Raw genomic sequence first — 19,889 nt, 5'->3', positions numbered from 1 at the left:
TTCGGCGATTCAGTGACGGTGGCGTTCCCGCCAGGCGCGCCACCAGCCACCGCTGAGGAAAAATCGAGGAAAGGTCAGGAATTGTTCCACCAGCAGGCGCGACATTGCGTCTTTGCGGTCGCTGAACGGCTCGGATGCTTGCTTTTCCAGGCTATGGCCGTGGCGCTGCAACCCCAGTGCAGCGAGCAGCCCGATCACGCCGATGGCGACATCGCCCAGGCTCAGGCTGAAGACGCCCGATACGATCAATAGAAAGGCGATGATGAACAGCGGCACCGCGATCAAGTGCAGGACCAGGTTGGTCGGGTGGCGATGATTGTCGGGGTAGGCGCGCCATTGCCAGGCCGGAAGGTTGGGGTGACGTTTGCCCATGATGCTGTTCCTTGAGTCTGTGAAGTCCGAATAACCCAAGAATAGGCCCGGCCGGGCAGGGCGGCGAATCGCGGTTGACTATCGCAACGATAGGCGGCTATAGCGTATTTATGTCGACAACTGCCTTTGTGGCTATGTTGACTGCTTTTGTGGCGAGGGAGCTTGCGCCCGCTGGGCTGCGGCCCCAAACGGCTAGCGCGGTTTATCAGGCGGATGGAGAGGGCTTCAGAGGGGCTGCTGCGCAGCCCAGCGGGAGCAAGCTCCCTCGCCACGGAAAGCAAACCGAGTCGCCAATAGCTAAAGCTTCAACTGCCCAATCGCCTTGTTCAACGCCCCCGCCAGCGTCGCCAGTTCATGGCTGGTGGTGGCCGAGTCCACGGTCTGGCGCACGGTGTTTTCGGTCACGTCGCGAATACTCACCACCACTCGGTTCATTTCTTCGGCGACATGGCTTTGCTGCTCGGCTGCGACGGCAATCTGCGTGTTGCTCTCGCGCATCTGCGCCACCGCCTCGGTGATCTGCGCCAACGCGTCGCCGGCTTCACACGCCTGTTGCACGCAATCGTCGGCCTTGAGCGAACTCTCTTGCATGAAATCCACCGCGTCGCGGGTTCCTGCCTGCAACGCCGACACCATCGTGGTGATTTCATCGGTCGAGGCTTGGACCCGCTTGGCCAGGTTGCGGACCTCATCGGCCACCACGGCAAAGCCCCGGCCCATTTCCCCGGCCCGCGCCGCTTCGATGGCGGCATTGAGGGCCAGCAGGTTGGTTTGCTCGGCGATGCTGTGGATCACGTTGACCACACTGTTGATCTTCTGGCTGTCTTCGGCCAGCCGCTGGATCATCTCGGCGGTCTGCTGCACGCCGGTGGACAATCCGGTGATTGACTGCTGTACGCGGCTGACGACTTCGCGCCCGTTGCCGGCCAGCGTGTCGGTGGTTTTCGACAGGTCGCGGGTGGCGCCGGCGTGCTGGGCGATGTGATAAACCGTGGCGGACATCTCGTTGATCGCAGTGGCGGCCTGGTCGGTCTCGCTCTGCTGACCAAGCATGCCTTGGCGCACTTCGTTCATGCTCGACGCCAGGCGCGCCGCGCCGCTGTCCAGTTGCCGAGCGGTGCTGGCAACGGTGTCGACCACGCGCTGATACCCGGCCTGCATGGCGTTGAACGCGGCGGCCATCTGGCCCACTTCGTCCCGGCAGGCCAAAGGCACGCGGGCGGACAGGTCGCCGGTCCTTTCCACATGCAGCATCACGTCTTTCAAGGTGTTGAGCTGACTGAGCAGAAAGCGGATGAGTAATTGCGACGCACCGAGCATCGCCAGCATCAGCACAAACACCGCCACTGCATATTGACTGAAGCGTTCGCCGAACACTTGGCCCAGGCTCACGCCTCGGACCTGCTGTTCAAGGTGCATGGCATAGAGCACTAACAGCAACGTGGTGACAAAGGCGACCGCATTGACCGCCCAGAATTTATACTTCAGCGAGATATTGCTAAGCCAGGCACCCATGGAAGGTTTTCTCTGATAGCGGAAACAGCATTGGCAAGGTGCCAGTATTGTGCAGCTATCCAGGTGCCGGGGTTTTGATGTGGGTCAACGGACAAGGGATTCGGTTTATTCGCTAAGGACGGGCAAGCCGAAAAACGCCCGGGCGCATGCTGTGCTGTGGGCCGCCAGGTCTTCCTGGGTTTCGCCCCGGTGCAGGGCCACTTCACGCAAGACTTCCGTCAGGTAGGCTGGCTCGTTGCGACCGTGCTTGGGTTTGGGCCGTAGCGTGCGCGGCAACAGGTAGGGCGCGTCGCTTTCGAGCATGAGCCGGCCTCGGCGGATTTCTCGCACCAATGGGTGCAGGTGCGTGCCTCGGCGTTCGTCACAGATCCAGCCGGTGATCCCGATATGCAAGTCCAGATCGAGATAGCTGAACAGCGCTTTCTTCTCACCGGTAAAGCAATGCACCACGGCGGCAGGCAACTGGTCACGAAAATCCCGGAGTATCTCCAGCAAGCGTTGATCGGCGTCGCGCTCGTGGAGAAAGACCGGCAATTGCAACTCCACCGCGAGGGCAAGGTGTTCTTCCAGGACTTTTTCCTGCTGCGGGCGCGGGGAGAAATCGCGATTGAAATCCAACCCGCATTCACCCACCGCGCGGACACGATTTTGCTTGAGCAGGTCTTTCAAATGCCTGGCGCTGTCGGCCGTCCAATCGCTTGCGCTGTGGGGATGAATGCCGGCCGTGGAAAATAGTCGATTGCCGTCCTCGTCAAGCTGCTGGCAGAGTTCAAGGGCCTGTTCGCTGCCCTCGATGCTGGTGCCGGTCAATACCAGTTGGCAGATCCCGGCTTCATAGGCGCGCTCGAGCACCGCCTGGTGTTTGTCGGCGAAACTGGGGTTGGTCAGGTTGACGCCGATATCGATGAGTTGCATGGTGCTACCTCGGCCCAAAGGCCGCCCAGCATATCAGAGCTGTAGATTTATAAGAAAAGCCAAGAACTACAATGAGTTGCGGCTGTCTGTTGAGGCCACGAGACAGGTTGGGGTGGTGTCGTTGCCATCGTTGTGCCAGTCTTTCGCACTTTTCAGCGCCCAAGGTGCTCTGTTTTGTCCGGTCCAGCCTCGGTTTCCACAGGATGGCTCGGCAATACCCATTCGGAGAGTGGATGACACGTCCCCAGGTGTTGCTTTTGCTGTGTGGTTCGTTGCTGTTGCCGATGCCGGCCGAGGCGCGGCTGCCCGGCCCGGTGCAGGTGGTGGCGCCGGGCACGGTGCGCGACCTGGCGCAAATCCGCAGCAGTCGGGTCTTGAAAGTATTGGTCAACCAGAGCCGCAACAGTTCCGGTGAAGTCCAGGGCCAACCCATCGGCGTCGAATATCATCGATTGCGGGCTTTCGAACAATACCTCAACGGGCATGCCCGGGATGGCCAGGAAATCACCCTCAAGATCATTCCCAAGGCCAAGGATCAGCTGCTTGGCGCCTTGCAGCGTGGGGAAGGGGACCTGGTGGCGCCAGGCGAGTTGCTTGAGCCGCAACCTGGCCATGCGGTGAGCGCCAGTGATCCGATCCGCACCGATGTGCCCTTGCTGTTGGTGGGTATCAAGGGCGAGAAGCGCTACACGCGCGTGGAACAATTGTCCGGCAAGACATTGGCCTTGCCCAACGGCAGCGCGGCGGGCGACGCCGTCAGCCAGATCAACCAGAAGCTGGCGCTGCTCAAGCTGCAGCCCGTCAAGATCGAGTGGGTCGATCCAACCCTGGCGGTCGAGGATGTGTTGGAGATGGTCCAGGGCGGAATCTTTCACCTGACCATCGTCGAGCAGCCCATCGCCGAACGCTGGGGCAAGATTCTTCCCAAGCTGCGTTTCGACCGGCAATTGCTGATTGGCGAGCCAAGCGACGAGTATTGGTTCGTACACCGCGACGCCGCGATGCTGCGGGCGAGTATCGATCGATTCCTTGCCGACTATAAGGCCCCGTCCAACCCGGATGCCGCGTTCCTGCGTATCTACCGCCGCTTGTATCAAGTTCACTATCCGCTGGCCCGGGCCAATCGCCAGCGCCTGGAGAAACTCCGCCCGGTGCTGCAAAAGCATGCCCAGGCCCAGGGCATGGACTGGCTCAACCTGGCGGCGCTGGCGTTCAAGGAATCGGCCCTGCAACCCAATGCGCGCAGCGGCAGCGGCCCGACGGGCCTGATGCAGATCACGCCGTCCGCGGCGCAGCGGGTCGGGGTCAATGATATCCATAACCTCGACGCCAATGTGCAGGCCGGCGCCAAGTACCTGGCGATGATCCGCCGCAAGTTTTTCGCCAGCCCCAAGCTCAACGAGCGCGAACGCATGGCGTTTGTCCTGGCTGCCTACAACATGGGGCCCGAGCGGGTCCAGGGTATGCGCGCCGAGGCCCGGCGACGGGGCTTGAACCCCAACCAGTGGTTTTTCCAGGTCGAACGCATCGCCATGGAGCAGGTGGGAATGGGCGCGGTCAGCTACGTTAATAGCGTGAACAAGTACTATCTGGCGTTTGATCGCGAGCGGGAATCGCTGGAGCCCCAGGGCCAAGCGGTGGTCGTGCGCAAATAATCAAATAAACCGATTGTTATGGCGGAATATTCACGCTTTTCAAATTGGATTATTTGATTAATATGGCGTCCAACCCCACCTTACCAAGGAATGCACCATGAGCACCTTCGTCAACAAAGTTTTCTTTTCCCGCGCTGGCTACGGCCTGACGATCCTGCGCATCGTTGTCGGGATCATTTTTGCCGCCCACGGTTCGCAGAAACTGTTCGGCCTGTTTGGTGGCTATGGCTTGGCGGGTACGGCACAGTGGATGGAAAGCATCGGCCTGACGCCGGGGTATCTGATGGCGACACTGGCCGGCGGCACCGAATTCTTTGCCGGACTTGCACTGATCATCGGCCTGCTGACGCGTCCGGCGGCACTGGGTCTGGCGATTCTGTCGCTGGTGGCGATTTTCTCCGTGCACATCGGCAATGGGTTGTTCATGGCCAACAACGGTTATGAGTTTGCCTTGGCTTTGCTGGCCGGTAGCATCGCGGTGCTGATCGAGGGTGCGGGCAAGCTGTCCGTCGATAACGCCATCGCCCACTGATTACCTGCTTGAATCATCGAAGGCCCGTCTTGTACGGGCCTTTTTGATGGAGGCCAATTCTTGACACTGGCCAGTCAGCTTCTCTAGGATGCTGCTCATGCGCCGATTTAAACAGCTACTTGCGGGGCGCCAGGCGACTCATTTCAGTTGCCGTCAGAAGCCGGTAATCCAGGCTTCGAAATACCGCTAAAGCGCTGGTTCGGTGTTGCCTCTCACCTGCCATGCAGACTTTTGAGGCAGAGACACGACACAATGAACGCACCCAGCCCCCTCGTACGTCTTGCGCCAATCACGGCGAACCTTGTCCAACGCAATCCGAAAATTCTCCTGGGCGGTAGCCATCAGCCGACGCTGTTGCGTTATCTGGACGGCTGGCCGCGGCGCAGTCATGGACCCGCGGCCTTCCTGATCCAGTTTGTCGAAGACGGTGAATCGCTGGCGCGTTTTGCCAATGACAGTTTCGACCTGGCGGTTATCCAGTCGCCAGGGAAGGCGGATGCCCCCGAAATGATCCGGCAACTGACCCGCGTAGCCAGGCAAGGGCTGATTACCCGCCGCTAGCGTCGTTAGCCTTGGCTGCCGCCCTGAACTGGTTGGCGTGCATGCAATTGAGCACGATGTCGCTTCGCGTCGTTTCTTGCATGAACGAATTGATGTCAAATGCAAAAGCGGGTTGTATTGTGCCGCGTTGTTTCATTGTTGGGTGAGCGTGCAGTGCTCATAAGTACTCGATGCAAGTTATATATATTAGCTGCTCTCCGGCAGGGGTATGAACCTTGACTTCTGCATCTAGCGCTTTTCCAATCAATGCCCGCGCCAGCGGTGAATCGATACTGATCAGGCCCAGTTTCAGATCCAACTCATCGGGCCCGACGATGCGATAGCGCGATTCTTTGCCTTCCACATCTTCCACGGTCACCCAGGCACCAAAATAGACTTTGTTTGGGTCGCTGGGCCTTTCACTGACAATCTTGAGCGCTTCGAGGCGCTTGGTGAGAAAGCGCACGCGGCTGTCGATTTCTCGAAGCATTTTCTTGCCATAGGTGTATTCGGCATTTTCCGAACGATCGCCTTGGGCCGCCGCTTCACTGACCGACTGGGTCACCTGGGGGCGGCGTACATGCCATAGCTCATGCAGTTCAGCGCGCATCCGCGCTTCCCCTTCGGGAGTAATCAGCGCGGTGCCGGCGGTGCGGGGAGGGCGGTAGCGGCTCATGGCAACTTCTTGTCAGGGCAAAGCCGCCAGTCTATCAACCCTCGCGTAACACTGTCAGGGGGCTGGCGTTGAGCGCTCGGCGGGTCCCGAACACGCCTGCAGCACCAATCAGCAATGCCCCTACCAGAGGCAGGATCAACAGCCACGGATGCGGATGCCAGGGCAGATCGAAGGCATACCGGTAAAGCACGAGGCTCACCAGTTCCGACCCCAGTGCCGCGAGCAAACCGCTGACCGCCCCGAGCAGGCCGAATTCGATGCGCCGGGCCTTGATCAGCAACTTCCGCTCGGCGCCCAGGGCACGTAGCAGCGCGCCTTGGCGAATCCTCTCGTCGAGCGTGGCCTGCAAGCCCGAGAACAGCACGGCCATTCCCGCCGCCAGTACGAACAGCAATACATATTCCACCGCCAGCGTTACTTGGGCGAGGATGCTGCGCAGTTGTTCGAGCAGAGCTTCAACCTGCAGGATTGTCACGGCCGGGAAGGCCCGGGACAGGTCGACAATCTGCTGGTCGTGGCCGGCTGCCAGGTAAAAACTGGTGAGGTAAGTGGCGGGCAGGTCCTTCAACGTTCCCGGCTGGAAGATCATGAAGAAGTTTGGCTGGAAGTTGTCCCAGTTGATCTCCCGCAGGCTGGTGACCTTCGCTTCCCGATTCAGGCCACCGACACTGAACACCAGGCGGTCGCCCAGCTTGATCTTGAGATTGTCGGCGACCTTGCCTTCCACCGAGACCCCTGGAATATCGTCCGGCGGCTGCTGAGGCCACCAGCTCCCAGCCGTGACGACGTTGCCCGCGGGCAGGTCCGCCGCCCAGGTCAGGCTCAGGTCACGCTGCAATGCGCGGTCGCCGGCCGAGTCCTTGGTGACGAATTCCTTGGCCGGCTCGCCATTGATGCTGATGAGCCGTCCCGGTACCACGGGGTACAGTGGAGCTGACTGCGCCGACAATTGCATCAACTTGTCGCTGAACGCCTGCTTGTCATTGGGCAGGATGTTCAAGGCGAAGTAATTCGGGGCGTTTTTTGGCAGCTGGTTCTGCCAGGTATCCAGCAATTCGCCGCGCAGCAGCGCGATCAGTGCCATCGACAAAAGGATCAGGCCGAACGCCAGGGCCTGGCCAGCCGCCGCCAAGGGATGACGCAGCAACTGGCCCAATCCCAGCCGCCAGGGCAACGAGGCGCGAGCCAACATCCGGCGCAGGCTTTGCAGCAGCAATAGCAGCAGCCCGCCAAGCACCAGCGCCGCAATCACGCCGCCGCCGAGCAGGGCGAACGTCAGCACCAGGTCCAGGCTCAAGCGCCACATGATCAGCCCGAGCGCACCCAATGCGGCACCGTAGACGACCCAGGTACTCGAGGGGATCGGCAGCATGTCCCGGCGCAGCACCCGCAACGGCGGTACCCGACCCAGTGCGGCCAGCGGTGGCAAGGCGAAACCCGCCAATGCCACCAGCCCGGTGCCGATCCCGGCGACCGCCGGCAACAGGCCGCCCGGCGGCACGGTGGTGGGCAACAGGTCATGCAGCAAGGCGAACAGCCCCAACTGCGCGATCCAGCCGAGCAGCGCGCCGCTGATACTGGCTAGCAGGCCCAGCACGGTCAGTTGCAGGCTGAACAGCACCATGGTTTCGCGGCGCGACAGGCCAAGGCAGCGCAGCAGCGCACTGGCGTCGAAGCGCCGCGTGGCGAAACGGTTGGCGGAGAGGGCGACGGCTACACCGGACAGCAACACGGCTACCAGGCTGGCCATGTTCAGGTAGCGCTCGGCCTTGCCCAAGGCGCCGCCGATTTGGCGGTTGCCGTCGCGGGCATCCTGCAGGCGCTGGTTGGGCTCAAGGCCAGGCTTGATCAGGTCGCGATAGGTCTGCAGTGCCGGCGCCGGGCCTCGCCACAGGTCGCGATAGCTGACGCGGCTGCCGGGTTGCACCACGCCCGTGGCATCCAGGTCCTTGAGGTTGATCAGCACGCGGGGGGTCAGGCTGTAGAAGTTGCCGGCGCGATCCGGTTCATAAGTCAGCACCCGGCTCAGGCGAAGCGTCTGGTTGCCGACATCGATGCTGTCGCCGATCTTCAGCTCCAACGCCGTCAGCAGTCGAGCTTCGACCCAGGCCTCTCCCGGAGCGGGGCGCCCGCCGGTTTCTTCCTGGCCGAAGGGCGCCGGGGCGCTTTTCAGCTCGCCACGCAGGGGATAGATGTCATCGGCCGCCTTGACGCTGGACAGCTGGATGCCGTTGTCGGTAGCGATAACGCTGGAGAACTCCACCACGCGGGCGTGTTCCAGGCCCAGCTCAATGCCGCTGCGGATCTGTTCCGGGCGGGCAGGGGAACTGCCTTCGAGCAGCAGGTCGGCGCCCAGGAATTCGGTAGCGCGCATCATCATCGCGCCGTTGAGCCGGGCGCCGAAGTAACCGATTGCGGTGCTCGCCGCGACCGCCACCAACAGGGCGAAGAACAGCACGCGCAGCTCGCCGGCGCGGGCATCGCGCAGCAACTGGCGGACGGCAAGACTGAACAGACGCAACAGGGGCAAGCGTGCCATCAAGGCTCCAGGGGCGCGACCATCTGGCCGGCTTCAAGTCGGATCAGGCGCCGGCAGCGATGGGCCAGGCGTTCGTCGTGGGTCACCAGCACCAGCGTCGTGCCGCGTTCCTTGTTCAGCTCGAACAGAAGGTCGCTGATGCGTTCGCCGGTGTGGCTGTCGAGATTGCCGGTCGGTTCGTCGGCAAACAGCACGTCGGGTTCGGCGGCAAAGGCGCGGGCGATGGCAACGCGCTGTTGTTCGCCGCCGGAGAGCTGGCGTGGCGAGTGGGTCAGCCGCTGCCCGAGTCCGACTCGTTGCAACAGTTGCGTGGCGCGTTCCCGGGCGTCCTTGCGACCGTCCAGCTCCAGCGGGAGCATGACGTTTTCCAGTGCATTGAGGCTGTCGAGCAATTGGAACGACTGGAAGACAAAACCGACATGTTCAGCGCGGATCCGGGCTCGCTGGTCCTCGTCCAGTGCGCTGAGGGCCTGGCCGGCAAGTATCACTTCACCGCTGCTGGGCAGGTCGAGGCCGGCCAACAGGCCAAGGAGCGTGGATTTGCCGGAACCGGACGCGCCGACGATGGCCAGGCTGTCGCCCTGGTTCAGTTCCAGGCTGAGTTCGTGCAGGATGGTCAGTTCACCTTCCGCGCTGGGTACCACTTTGCTAAGGTCCGTCGCGGTGAGAATGCTTGAGCCCATGGAGAATCCGATGCGTGTGTGGTTTTTGAGTGCCGGCCTGGCCTTGATGTGCATGGTCCAGAACGCAGCGGCGGGTACTGTCCTGATCGTTGGCGATAGTATCAGCGCGGCTTTCGGCCTGGATACCCGCCAAGGCTGGGTGTCGTTGCTTGACCAACGGCTCAAGGCCGAGGGTTTCGACGATAAAGTGGTTAATGCGTCTATCAGTGGCGACACCAGTGCGGGAGGCCTGGCGCGCCTGCCGACGCTGCTTGCAGCCCATAAGCCGGACCTGGTGATCCTGGAGCTGGGGGGCAACGATGGCTTGCGCGGACAGCCGCCAACACAATTGCAACAAAACCTTGCAGCGATGATCGACAGCTCCCGTGCCAGCGGTGCCAAGGTGCTTTTGCTGGGCATGCAGTTGCCTCCCAACTATGGGCGGCGCTACACCGATGCCTTCGCGCGGGTCTACAGCACCTTGGCCGAAGAGAAGAACGTGCCCCTGGTGCCGTTTTTCCTCAAGGACGTCGGCGGCGTACCCGGGATGATGCAAGGCGACGGATTGCACCCGTCCGTCGCGGCCCAGGGCAAGTTGCTGGAAAATGTCTGGCCGGCGCTGAAACCGCTGCTTTGACGCTTTTCTACAGGCGGTGTTTCGGCTAATGTGGCGCCCCCGATTTGGAGCCCCCGATGCCGCGTCCCGCCTGGTCCCTGTTTGCCTACCAACTGATCGAGCCTGACGAGCAGTTGGACCTGTTCGCCTGCCAGGAAGTGCGGGTTCATCTGGTGACCCGGCAGTTGGAACTTGGCGGCTCGGCCGACCGGACCCTTTGCGGCAGTCTTTTGCCGGCCCAGCCACGCTGGTCGGCGGTCGATCGCAAGATATTCCAGGACCATCGCCTCTGTTCGTTGTGCCGGGCGATCCTCGAATCACAGAAGCGTGGCACTTCGCCGATCTGGCCGGAGCTGCGGTTCGAGTTGTAACCCGCTCGCTTCCATAGGATTTCATTTCAGTTCCCAGACCTGCTGCGCATCGGACGCCTCAGCGCCGCTCTCCCCGAACTAACCGACGGCAGTGTACAATCGCCGCTTGACCCCTCTGTTCGATCTGCGAAGGATTTCCCGGATGTTGCCGCGCTTGCCTGCCGTCGCCCGCTGCCTGTCTCTTGCCGCCCTGTGTATGGCTGGGCCCGTTGCCGCATTGGAGTTGCCCCTGCCACCACCGGGTGAAGACATTGTCGGACAGGTGCAAGTCATCAAGGCCAAATACGAAGACACCTTCGCGGACCTGGGCACCACCTACGACCTGGGCTACACCGAGATGGTCGCCGCCAACCCCGGGGTCGATCCGTGGTTGCCGGGCGCTGGCACTGAAATTGTCTTGCCGACCCGTTTCATCCTGCCGCCGGGCCCGCGCGAAGGCATCGTGATCAACCTCGCCGAATACCGCCTCTACTATTTCCCCAAGGGGCGGAACGTCGTCTACACCTTCCCATTGGGGATCGGTCGTGAAGGTTGGGGCTCGCCCATTGCCCACACCAGCATCATCGCCAAGACGCCGAACCCGACCTGGACTCCTCCGGCGTCGATCAAGGCCGAGCATGCCGCCGATGGCGACCCGTTGCCCAATGTCGTGCCGGCCGGTCCCGATAACCCGCTGGGCCCGTTCAAGTTCACCCTGGGGACGCCGGGTTACCTGATCCACGGTTCGAACAAGAAGTTCGGCATTGGCATGCGCACCAGCCACGGCTGCTTCCGGATGTTCAATAACAACGTGCTGGAGATGGCCGGCATGGTGCCGGTGGGTACGTCGGTACGAATCATCAACGACCCGTACAAGTTGGGCCTGAGCGGCGGCAAGGTGTATCTGGAAGCGCATACGCCGCTGGACGACAAGGGCAACCCGTCCGTGGTGGACAAGCACACGGCGGTCATCAATGCGATGCTCAAGCGTGAAGACATCACCAGCAACCTGCGCATGAACTGGGACGTGGTGCGTGACGTAGTGGCTGCCGAAGACGGCTTGCCGGTGGAGGTCGCTGTTCCCAACACGTCGGCCCCGATGGTCTCCAGCGCGCCGATTGACCTCACGCAATAGCCTGTCCGAAAGCAACCCGCCGACGTCTCACGAGGTCGGCGGGTTTTTTATCGCCTGTAAAACGCCGGGCAATAAAAAAGCCGACCCAGTGATGGGTCGGCTCGATAACAATCCCGAAGGACTATTACTTGCGGCTAGCTTTTTCCAGCATGCGCAGAGCACGCTCGTTAGCTTCGTCAGCAGTCTGTTGTGCTTTTTGAGCAGCAGCCAGAGCTTCATCAGCTTTACGGTAAGCTTCGTCTGCACGAGCTTGGGAGCGAGCTGCTGCGTCTTCGGTAGCAGTCAGACGTGCTTCGGTTTCTTTCGATGCGCTGCTGCAACCGGTAGCCAGAACTGCGGCCAAGGCCAGAGCAGAGAATTTCAGAACGTTGTTCATCGTGTTCCCCTTCAAGGACTTTCTATTTAGTGACTGTCTCCCCAGAGTGAGGAGTTAGCCGGCGTACATACTACTCATTACTTGTAGTAAGTAAACTGACGTAGCGCAAGAAGCAAAAAAATTGTAGGCGGTGATTCTTTTTCAGGCAACTTTTCTGAGTGCTGTTTAAAAAACACACAGCCGCCACCGTCGGAATGGAGCGCGTGGTTGAAGAAAAGTTCCGTTGACGCGCTAACTCACCCGAGCACACTAAAGTCGCTGCTTATTGATTCGCCTAGACTTTTGCTCATTTTTTGCACAGCCGTCCAAGGTATCTTTTATTGCTGCAGACGGTGACTTTAACAACCGGCGCTCGTCTCAAGACTCAACAACTGGCGATGTTCAGCTATTGCGCCGTGACCGACTACCGCGTGAAAGTGACGCTCAATCGATAAACCCGTCGGGTTTATCCCTTCAGTGACAGGCGTGCCTTGAGCATTTGCGTCATTGGTGCCTACTATTCACGACGTGCTCGGGTTTGAGCGATTGGTTTTTTTGCGCTCGGTGACCAGACAGGCACGGGGTGGCGTAGATGTTCCTTCGCCGGAAAAACATCGGTAAGGTAGGGTCAGCATTCAGACCCGCGAGGAGTAGTGATGAGCGAGGCGGTTTCCATCCACCATGACCAGGCTGGTCATCAGTTCGAGACCAATGTGGACGGTCATCGTGCCTATCTGACCTACATGGACCTGGGCAAGCAGACCCTGGACATCTATCGCACGTTCGTGCCCAACGCGCTGCGTGGCAGGGGCATTGCCGCGAAGTTGACCGAGGCGGCGCTCCACTACGCTGAAGAAATGGGCTACACCGTGATCCCGTCCTGCTCGTATGTGGAGCGCTACATGGAGCGTCACCAGCGGCACGCGGCGAAACTCTGACGCATGAAGATTTCAATAAAAAACGCCGGACTGCGAAGCCCGGCGTTTTTTATTGCGTTGACTTTTTATAGGCGAAGCAGGCCGATCAGCTGCGCTGACGCTTTGGCAGCACGTCCTTTAGCTTGGCGTGCATGCCGCGCAAGGTCTTCTCGGTCGCGCTCCAGTCGATGCAGGCATCGGTGATGGAGACGCCATACTGCAAGTCGGCGAGGTCCTTCGGGATTGCCTGGCAGCCCCAGTTCAGATGACTTTCGACCATCAAGCCGATGATCGACTGGTTGCCTTCCAGGATCTGGTTGGCGACGTTCTCCATGACCAGCGGTTGCAGCGCCGGATCCTTGTTGGAGTTGGCGTGGCTGCAATCGACCATGATGTTCGGCTTGATCTTCGCCTTGTTCAGGGCCTGTTCGCACAGCGCGACGCTGACCGAGTCATAGTTCGGCTTGCCGTTCCCGCCGCGCAGCACCACGTGGCCGTAGGCGTTGCCCTTGGTCGTCACGATCGATACGCCGCCTTCCTGGTTGATGCCCAGGAAACGATGCGGGCTGGAAACCGACTGCAAGGCGTTGATGGCGACGGTGAGGCCGCCGTCGGTGCCGTTCTTGAAGCCTACGGCCGACGACAGGCCGGAGGCCATTTCGCGGTGGGTCTGGGATTCGGTGGTGCGCGCGCCAATGGCGGACCAACTGATCAGGTCCTGCAAATATTGCGGCGAGATCGGGTCGAGGGCCTCGGTCGCGGTGGGCAAGCCCATTTCCGCCAGGTCCAGCAGCAGCTGGCGACCAATGTGCAGGCCGTCTTGGATCTTGAAGGAGTCGTCCAGGTACGGGTCGTTGATCAGGCCTTTCCAGCCGACGGTAGTCCGAGGCTTCTCGAAATACACGCGCATCACCAGGTACAAGGTGTCGGAAACTTCCGCCGCGAGCACTTTCAGGCGCTCGGCATATTCGTGGGCAGCCTTGATGTCATGGATCGAACAGGGCCCGATGACGACGAACAGGCGGTGGTCGGTGCCGTCGAGAATGTTGCGGATGACTTCCCGGCCCTTGGTCACGGTGCGCAGGGCAGTGTCGCTCAGGGGGATATCGCGCTTGAGCTGGTCAGGCGTGATGAGGGTCTCGTTGGAGGCGACGTTAAGGTCATTGATCGGTAAATCAGCCATCGTGTTACTCGTCAGGTCACGGGTGCCGGCCGCCAGCGATTCCCCGCGCGGCGGTGCACAGCGGATTTAAGCGCGTCGGGGAGCCGAACCTTAGCGCGTTAGGAGGTGGCTCGACAATGGGCAGGGGCCGGTTTAATTGCGGCAGGCAAGCTCCCTGGCCACGGGCGTCAGGTCTTGTGTAATGATGCGCAGGGATTGTTCAACGGGGGATTTGCATGATGCAGGCAGGCGCTACAACCAGGATCGGCATGATCGGCACCGGGGCGATTGGCGGGTTCTATGGCGTCATGCTGGCGCGGGCCGGTTACGACGTGCACTTTTTATTGCGCAGCGAGTTTGCCGCCGTGGCCGAACGCGGCTTGCAGGTCGCCAGTGAAGTTCATGGGGCGCTGACCCTCAATCCGGTCCAGGCGTATCGCTCGGCAGCCGATATGCCGCCTTGCGACTGGCTGCTGGTCGGTGCCAAGACCACCAGCAATGCCGACCTGGCCCCGGCCATCATTGAGGCTGCCGCTGCCGGGGCAAAAGTCCTGTTGCTGCAGAACGGCCTCGATGTCGAGGACGAACTGCGACCGCTATTGCCCGATTCACTGCATTTGTTGGGCGGCCTGTGCCTGGTCTGCGTGCATCGCGTCGGCCCAGGCGTCGTCGCCCACCAGGCCCTTGGCGCGGTCAATATCGGTTACCACAGCGGTCCTGGCCGGGATCAGGCCGAACGCATGGCTATTGTCGAAGAGGGCGCGGAGCTGTTCCGTACCGCCGGTATCGACTCCCAAGCCATGCCCAACCTGCAACAGGCCCGTTGGCAGAAGTTGGTGTGGAACGTACCGTACAACGGTCTTTCGGTGCTGCTGGGCGCCAGCACCACGCCGTTGATGGCTGACGACCACAGCCGCGGGCTGATCCAGGCGCTGATGGAGGAGGTGGTACGCGGTGCGCAGGCCTGTGGTCATCCTATTGCGCCGGGTTACGCCGAATACCTGTTCACCATGACCGAGAAGATGCCCGACTACTGGCCGAGCATGTATCACGACTATTCCCACAAGCGACCGCTGGAGTTCGATGCGATCCATGGCCGGCCATTGGCTGCGGCCAAGGCGGCAGGATGCGAACTGCCGAAAATCGAAGCCTTGTATCAGGCGCTGGCGTTTTTGGATCGCCACAACCGCTGATGGCGAAAGAGGGAAACATGGCCAATAACATTGATGACAAGCTGGTGCTGGCAATCTCCTCGCGGGCCTTGTTCGACTTGAGCGAAAGCCACAAGGTCTATCTGGCGAGTGGCGTCGAGGCCTATCGGCAATACCAGATCGAGCATGAAGACGAAGTCCTGGCACCTGGCGACGCGTTCGCCCTGGTGCAGAAATTGCTGAACCTCAACCAGCACCTCGGGCGTGCCCGGGTCGAAGTCATCCTGGTTTCGCGCAACAGCGCCGACACTGGCCTGCGTGTGTTCAATTCGATTCATCACTATGGCCTGGCAATTTCTCGCGCAGCATTCGTCGGCGGTCGCAGCCCTTACCCTTATCTGAAGGCGTTCGGCTGCGACCTGTTCCTGTCCACTCACGCCGAAGACGTGCGCAGCGCCCTCGAGGCAGGATTCGCGGCGGCGACCATCCTGTCGGGCGGTGCCAGCCGTGCCGCCAGCGAGGAACTGCGCATCGCCTTCGACGGCGATGCGGTGCTGTTTTCCGATGAGTCGGAACGCGTCTATCAGGCTGGCGGCCTGGAGGCATTCCAGGCCAGTGAACGGCAGGCTGCGCGCGAACCGCTGCGAGGTGGACCGTTCAAGGGGTTCCTGGCGGCGCTCAACGCGTTGCAGCGCGAATTTCCCGAAGACGCCTGCCCGATCCGCACGGCGCTGGTTACCGCCCGTTCGGCACCGGCCCACGAACGGGTGATCCGGACCTTGCGTGAGTGGGATATTCGCCTGGATGAGTCGCTGTTCCTCGGGGGGCTGACCAAATCCGCGTTCCTCGAAGCCTTTGCTGCCGACGTGTTTTTCGACGACCAGACCGGTCATTGCGAACTGGCCCGGGAAGTGGTCGCCACTGGGCATGTGCCCCATGGCATCAGTAACGAAGTGAAGCTTTGACTGCCTGCTGTTCGGGCGTTACGTCGCACGTCGAACTCCTCGGGGCGCTGCTAAGCTGAATCAATCTCCGCCATCCTGGCACTCGAGGAGGTCACATGATTCGTTCGATGCTGTACGCCACAGACCTGGGCCTTTATGCCCCCTATGTGATGCAGCATGCCTTGGCGTTGGCACGGACGTTTGCAGCCGAGTTGTATGTAGTGCATGCGGTGGAACCGATGGGGCTGTTCGCCGAGTCGGTGTTGCAGAGCTATCTGGACGAGCAGGCGTTGAACGAATTCCATCGTCAGGGTCTGAGTACGGTGATGGCCAATATCGAGCAGCAGGTGCTCGACAGTTTTCGAGAAGAACTGGGGGAGGGCCAGCAAGACTTGCAGCTGATCAAATCGGTCCGGGTGTTCCAGGGTGATCCTTCCCAGGTCATTCTCGAACAGGCGGCAAAACTCTCCGTTGATTTGCTCATCGTCGGCAGCCATTGTCAGGGGGCAAGCGGCGAAACCCCTTTGGGCAGGACCGCCGCACGGGTTTTGCAGTTATCCCGTGTGCCGGTGTACCTGGTGCCGCTGGTGCAGCATCGGCGTCAGGGAGAGGCTCGAGGCTAAATGATGGCTTTTTATAAAAAAGTTCTAGATTTCTTCATGCAACCATTCATATAGTTATATGCCGTCGCTGATGCCCGTCGCATCCAACTGCTTTGAGGGATACATATGAAGCTTCAACAACTGCGCTACATCTGGGAAGTGGCGCACCACGACCTCAACGTTTCCGCTACCGCCCAAAGCCTCTACACGTCGCAACCTGGCATCAGCAAACAGATCCGCCTGTTGGAAGACGAACTGGGCGTCGAAGTCTTCGCCCGCAGCGGCAAGCACCTGACCCGCGTGACCCCGGCCGGTGAGCGCATCATCACCACGGCTGGCGAAATCCTGCGCAAGGTCGAGAGCATCAAGCAGATCGCCCAGGAGTTCTCCAACGAGAAAAAAGGCACCCTGTCGATCGCGACCACCCATACCCAGGCCCGTTATGCCCTGCCGCCGGTGATCAGCAATTTCATCAAGCAATACCCGGACGTGGCGCTGCACATGCACCAGGGTTCGCCGATGCAGATCGCCGAAATGGCCGCCGACGGCACCGTGGATTTCGCCATCGCCACCGAGGCCCTGGAGTTGTTCGGCGATCTGGTGATGATGCCGTGCTATCGCTGGAACCGCTGCGTGGTCGTGCCCCACGGCCATCCGTTGACCAAACTGCCGAAGCTGACCCTCGAGGCCTTGGCCGAATACCCGATCGTTACGTATGTATTCGGTTTCACCGGTCGTTCCAAGCTCGACGAGGCTTTCAGCCATCGCGGCCTGACGCCGAAAGTGGTGTTTACCGCCGCCGACGCCGACGTCATCAAGACCTATGTGCGCCTCGGCCTGGGCGTGGGCATCGTGGCGAAAATGGCCGTCGACACCAAGCTCGATAATGACCTGGTGGTATTGGATGCCAGCGAATTGTTCGAATCCAGCGTGACCAAGATCGGCTTCCGCCGTGGCACGTTCCTGCGGGGGTTCATGTGCGACTTCATCGAGAAGTTCGCCCCGCACCTGACCCGTGAAGTCATGGCCAAGGCCATCCAGTGCCACAACAAGCAGGAACTTGAAGAGCTGTTCGACGGCGTCGAGCTGCCGGTGCATTGAGCAACGTCTAAATAGCCTCGGTGACAGCGAACTGTTGCCGGGCGCCCGCCACGACGATCTCCACTTCATCCCCTTCGAATTTGCCCAGCAGGCTGCGCCCCAGCGGCGAGCGAGGGGTGATGACGGTGATCGGTTGCCCCACCAGCGAGACCTTCAGCCCCGCCGCGTCAGGTCCCAGGAACAGCCATTGCTGGCGGCCCTCGTCATCCTTCAAGCCGATCAATGTGCCGACCTCGATTCCACGTTGTTCGTCGTACGGCCTCAACGCCAGATTCTGGCAGAGGCTGAGCGACTGGCGGATCTCCTCGACGCGCCTGGCTTGGCCTGCGGCAAGATAAGACGCTTCGAGGCCCAGGGTGTCGTATTTGTTTTCGGCGATGTTTTCTTCGTGGGTCGCGGTTTCGTAGGCGGTTTGCGCGGCGCGCTCGGCGATGTCGAGGTCAATCTTGAGCTTGTCGAGAATCAATTGGTGGACGGTTTGTTTGTTCATGATCATTCGCAAAATTGCAGGACGTTAGCGCGGCTTTTCTCGCTCGGCGCGTTCTGGTCCTGCTGCAGCCAGAACTGGCATTTGGGATTGGACAGGTTGCGCGGATTGTTGCGGGCCTGATCGAGCGCCTGGCGTTGCTCGTTCCTTTGCAGGTTCTGCTGGTACTGCTCGAACATCGGCGCAGGCGGCTCGGCAGCCGGCGGCACGGCCGGTGGTTGCGCCAGCTGCTGCACAGCGGCCGCCACCGGGGCGAGTTGCTCATCGAACAGAAACTTCGACATCAGCCATCCCGTCAACACGATAGCAAGGAAGCCCAGCCACAGGCCCAAGGCGATACTGACGGTCAATTGCAAGGCGGTAAGGCGCGACGAGGAATGATTGGGCATGTCTGCTTCCTGGCTGAACACGGGATAGGCGGCAATTGTCGCATGAAGATTAATCGCCGTCGGCTCTTCTGCATCGACGTTGCAATGCGGGACAATCGGGTTTTGCCACAGGGAGTCGGGAATGACCGTGCGTTGGGATATTTTTTGCACCGTCGTCGATAACTTTGGCGACATCGGCGTCACTTGGCGCCTGGCGCGGCAATTGGTGGCCGAGCACCAATGCGCGGTGCGCCTATGGGTTGATGACTTACGTGCCTTCGAGCGCCTGTGCCCGGCCATTGACATCACGCTTTCCGAGCAATGGCAGCAGGGCGTGCAGGTGCGCCACTGGCCCAAGGACTGGCTCGATACCGAGGCCGCCGAGGTGGTGATCGCCGCGTTCGCCTGCCAGTTGCCCAGCGCCTATATGGATGCGATGGCCGAGCGGCAGGTAACGCCGCTGTGGATGAATCTGGATTATCTGAGCGCCGAGGACTGGGTGATCGGTTGTCACGGCCTGCCGTCGGTCAAGTACAAGCACGTGCAGAAATATTTCTTTTTTCCCGGCTTCCAAGAGGGCACCGGTGGCCTGCTGCGTGAGGCCGGCTTGCTGGAGCGTCGTCGGCAATTTCAGCAGGACGACGCGGCGCAGGGAATTTTCCTGCAAGGGTTGGGCGTCGACCGGGCGCCGGATACGCGCCTGATCTCGTTGTTTGCCTATGAAAACACCGGCCTGGCGAGTTGGTTCGACACAATGGCGGCCGGGCCCGAGGCGTTTCACGTGCTGGTCCCGGAAGGGCGGGTGCTGGCGGATGTCCGGCGCTGGCTGGGTGACGAGGGCATTGAGGTCGGTTCGGTGCATCGGCGCGGAGCCCTGACGGTACAGGTTCTGCCATTCATGCGGCAGGATCAGTACGATCAGTTGCTATGGTGTTGCGACTTCAACGCCGTGCGCGGCGAAGACTCCTTCGTGCGCGCCCAATGGGCCGCCCGGCCAATGCTCTGGCACATCTACCAGCAGGAAGAAGACGTCCATCTGGAAAAGCTCGAGGCATTTCTCCGGTTGTATACCGAGGGGCTCTGCGGGCCTGCGAAAAAAGCGATCAGCGGTCTCTGGCGGGCGTGGAATGCCGGCCAGGATATGACTGAACATTGGAAATTGTTCTGCGAACAACGCCAGGAACTGGCCGAACACGCCCAGGCGTGGTGTCTGGAACAGGCCTCGCGACCCGATCTTGCCACGGCGCTGGTGAAGTTTTACCGAAATTGGATATGATACGCGGCCTAGATTTTTG

General features: G+C 60.9%; 22 protein-coding genes. 12 read left to right on the top strand and 10 right to left on the bottom strand.

All coding sequences use genetic code 11. The features are described from left to right. Positions 1 to 9: 9 nt before the first annotated feature. The 3 genes from J3P95_RS17195 to J3P95_RS17185 all read right to left on the bottom strand — a co-directional run bounded on the left by J3P95_RS17195 (position 10) and on the right by J3P95_RS17185 (position 2,802). Complete coding sequence (locus J3P95_RS17195) at positions 10 to 372, bottom strand: Mpo1-like protein (RefSeq protein WP_186610522.1); 363 nt, start codon at positions 370 to 372, stop codon at positions 10 to 12. Between the two features lie 297 nt (positions 373 to 669). Next, entirely contained in the window at positions 670 to 1,887 is a 1,218-nt protein-coding gene (locus J3P95_RS17190) for a methyl-accepting chemotaxis protein (protein ID WP_434580362.1), read from the bottom strand. 105 nt (positions 1,888 to 1,992) lie between these two features. Then, positions 1,993 to 2,802 (bottom strand): TatD family hydrolase, encoded by an 810-nt coding sequence (locus J3P95_RS17185; RefSeq protein ID WP_434580363.1) that lies wholly within the window; start codon positions 2,800 to 2,802, stop codon positions 1,993 to 1,995. A gap of 233 nt (positions 2,803 to 3,035) precedes the next feature. On the opposite strand from J3P95_RS17185, the gene J3P95_RS17180 reads away from it, so the two are divergent. The 3 genes from J3P95_RS17180 to J3P95_RS17170 all read left to right on the top strand — a co-directional run bounded on the left by J3P95_RS17180 (position 3,036) and on the right by J3P95_RS17170 (position 5,550). Continuing rightward, a complete protein-coding gene (locus J3P95_RS17180; protein ID WP_434580365.1) occupies positions 3,036 to 4,457 on the top strand; it encodes a transglycosylase SLT domain-containing protein in 1,422 nt (473 codons plus the stop codon). 97 nt (positions 4,458 to 4,554) lie between these two features. Then, complete coding sequence (locus J3P95_RS17175; protein WP_434580367.1) at positions 4,555 to 4,989, top strand: DoxX family protein; 435 nt, start codon at positions 4,555 to 4,557, stop codon at positions 4,987 to 4,989. A gap of 252 nt (positions 4,990 to 5,241) precedes the next feature. Then, the gene (locus J3P95_RS17170) at positions 5,242 to 5,550 is read left to right on the top strand and encodes a class I SAM-dependent methyltransferase (RefSeq protein ID WP_434557942.1); all 309 of its coding nucleotides are present in this window, start codon (positions 5,242 to 5,244) and stop codon (positions 5,548 to 5,550) included. A gap of 157 nt (positions 5,551 to 5,707) precedes the next feature. Here J3P95_RS17170 and greB read toward each other — a convergent pair whose 3' ends face one another. The 3 genes from greB to J3P95_RS17155 are packed head-to-tail and all read right to left on the bottom strand — an operon-like array spanning position 5,708 to position 9,427. Beyond that, the gene (gene greB / locus J3P95_RS17165) at positions 5,708 to 6,205 is read right to left on the bottom strand and encodes a transcription elongation factor GreB (protein WP_434557941.1); all 498 of its coding nucleotides are present in this window, start codon (positions 6,203 to 6,205) and stop codon (positions 5,708 to 5,710) included. 34 nt (positions 6,206 to 6,239) lie between these two features. Then, complete coding sequence (locus tag J3P95_RS17160) at positions 6,240 to 8,744, bottom strand: ABC transporter permease (protein ID WP_434580369.1); 2,505 nt, start codon at positions 8,742 to 8,744, stop codon at positions 6,240 to 6,242. Continuing rightward, the gene (locus J3P95_RS17155) at positions 8,744 to 9,427 is read right to left on the bottom strand and encodes an ABC transporter ATP-binding protein (protein ID WP_434557939.1); all 684 of its coding nucleotides are present in this window, start codon (positions 9,425 to 9,427) and stop codon (positions 8,744 to 8,746) included. The genes J3P95_RS17160 and J3P95_RS17155 overlap by 1 nt, the downstream gene beginning before the upstream one ends. A 10-nt stretch (positions 9,428 to 9,437) precedes the next feature. Between J3P95_RS17155 and J3P95_RS17150 the strand changes: the two genes are divergently transcribed. The 3 genes from J3P95_RS17150 (at position 9,438) to J3P95_RS17140 (ending at position 11,507) form a co-directional block, all read left to right on the top strand. Then, positions 9,438 to 10,043, top strand: coding sequence for an arylesterase (locus tag J3P95_RS17150; RefSeq protein ID WP_434557938.1), 606 nt, complete (start codon positions 9,438 to 9,440; stop codon positions 10,041 to 10,043). Between the two features lie 56 nt (positions 10,044 to 10,099). Next, positions 10,100 to 10,393 carry a hypothetical protein gene (locus J3P95_RS17145; RefSeq protein ID WP_047226351.1) on the top strand — a complete coding sequence of 98 codons (294 nt, stop codon included), beginning with the start codon at positions 10,100 to 10,102 and terminating at the stop codon, positions 10,391 to 10,393. A 142-nt stretch (positions 10,394 to 10,535) separates the two neighbouring features. Continuing rightward, entirely contained in the window at positions 10,536 to 11,507 is a 972-nt protein-coding gene (locus tag J3P95_RS17140; RefSeq protein ID WP_434557937.1) for a L,D-transpeptidase family protein, read from the top strand. 124 nt (positions 11,508 to 11,631) lie between these two features. Here J3P95_RS17140 and oprI read toward each other — a convergent pair whose 3' ends face one another. Continuing rightward, complete coding sequence (oprI, locus tag J3P95_RS17135) at positions 11,632 to 11,883, bottom strand: outer membrane lipoprotei OprI (protein WP_003183784.1); 252 nt, start codon at positions 11,881 to 11,883, stop codon at positions 11,632 to 11,634. Between the two features lie 635 nt (positions 11,884 to 12,518). On the opposite strand from oprI, the gene J3P95_RS17130 reads away from it, so the two are divergent. Beyond that, positions 12,519 to 12,800: a GNAT family N-acetyltransferase gene (locus J3P95_RS17130; protein WP_434557936.1), complete on the top strand. Its 282-nt coding sequence runs from the start codon at positions 12,519 to 12,521 to the stop codon at positions 12,798 to 12,800. Positions 12,801 to 12,885: 85 nt separating this feature from the next. Here J3P95_RS17130 and J3P95_RS17125 read toward each other — a convergent pair whose 3' ends face one another. Continuing rightward, a complete protein-coding gene (locus J3P95_RS17125) occupies positions 12,886 to 13,962 on the bottom strand; it encodes a 3-deoxy-7-phosphoheptulonate synthase (RefSeq protein WP_434557935.1) in 1,077 nt (358 codons plus the stop codon). A 218-nt stretch (positions 13,963 to 14,180) separates the two neighbouring features. On the opposite strand from J3P95_RS17125, the gene J3P95_RS17120 reads away from it, so the two are divergent. From J3P95_RS17120 to cysB, 4 genes are all read left to right on the top strand, one after another. Continuing rightward, on the top strand, positions 14,181 to 15,134 hold the full coding sequence (locus tag J3P95_RS17120) for a putative 2-dehydropantoate 2-reductase (protein WP_434563869.1): 954 nt from the start codon (positions 14,181 to 14,183) through the stop codon (positions 15,132 to 15,134). Positions 15,135 to 15,151: 17 nt separating this feature from the next. Continuing rightward, positions 15,152 to 16,057 carry a 5'-nucleotidase gene (locus tag J3P95_RS17115; protein ID WP_186636895.1) on the top strand — a complete coding sequence of 302 codons (906 nt, stop codon included), beginning with the start codon at positions 15,152 to 15,154 and terminating at the stop codon, positions 16,055 to 16,057. A 95-nt stretch (positions 16,058 to 16,152) separates the two neighbouring features. Further along, entirely contained in the window at positions 16,153 to 16,659 is a 507-nt protein-coding gene (locus tag J3P95_RS17110) for a universal stress protein (RefSeq protein WP_434557934.1), read from the top strand. Between the two features lie 105 nt (positions 16,660 to 16,764). Beyond that, entirely contained in the window at positions 16,765 to 17,739 is a 975-nt protein-coding gene (gene cysB / locus J3P95_RS17105) for an HTH-type transcriptional regulator CysB (protein WP_090284966.1), read from the top strand. 7 nt (positions 17,740 to 17,746) lie between these two features. Here the strand turns inward: cysB and J3P95_RS17100 are convergent, their stop codons facing one another. Together J3P95_RS17100 and J3P95_RS17095 are read right to left on the bottom strand one after the other, a co-directional pair. Next, positions 17,747 to 18,229 (bottom strand): GreA/GreB family elongation factor, encoded by a 483-nt coding sequence (locus tag J3P95_RS17100; protein ID WP_434580374.1) that lies wholly within the window; start codon positions 18,227 to 18,229, stop codon positions 17,747 to 17,749. A 2-nt stretch (positions 18,230 to 18,231) separates the two neighbouring features. Beyond that, on the bottom strand, positions 18,232 to 18,615 hold the full coding sequence (locus tag J3P95_RS17095; protein WP_434580376.1) for a hypothetical protein: 384 nt from the start codon (positions 18,613 to 18,615) through the stop codon (positions 18,232 to 18,234). Positions 18,616 to 18,736: 121 nt separating this feature from the next. Here J3P95_RS17095 and earP point away from each other — a divergent pair, with 121 nt between their 5' ends. Next, entirely contained in the window at positions 18,737 to 19,870 is a 1,134-nt protein-coding gene (gene earP, locus J3P95_RS17090) for an elongation factor P maturation arginine rhamnosyltransferase EarP (protein WP_434557931.1), read from the top strand. The last annotated feature ends 19 nt before the right edge of the window (positions 19,871 to 19,889 follow it).

It is taken from the genome of Pseudomonas sp. Z5-35 (assembly GCF_051131945.1).
Lineage (GTDB): Bacteria > Pseudomonadota > Gammaproteobacteria > Pseudomonadales > Pseudomonadaceae > Aquipseudomonas > Aquipseudomonas marvdashtae.
The sequence above is the reverse complement of the archived record's forward strand: the minus strand, read 5'-3'. Positions and strand labels throughout refer to the sequence as shown.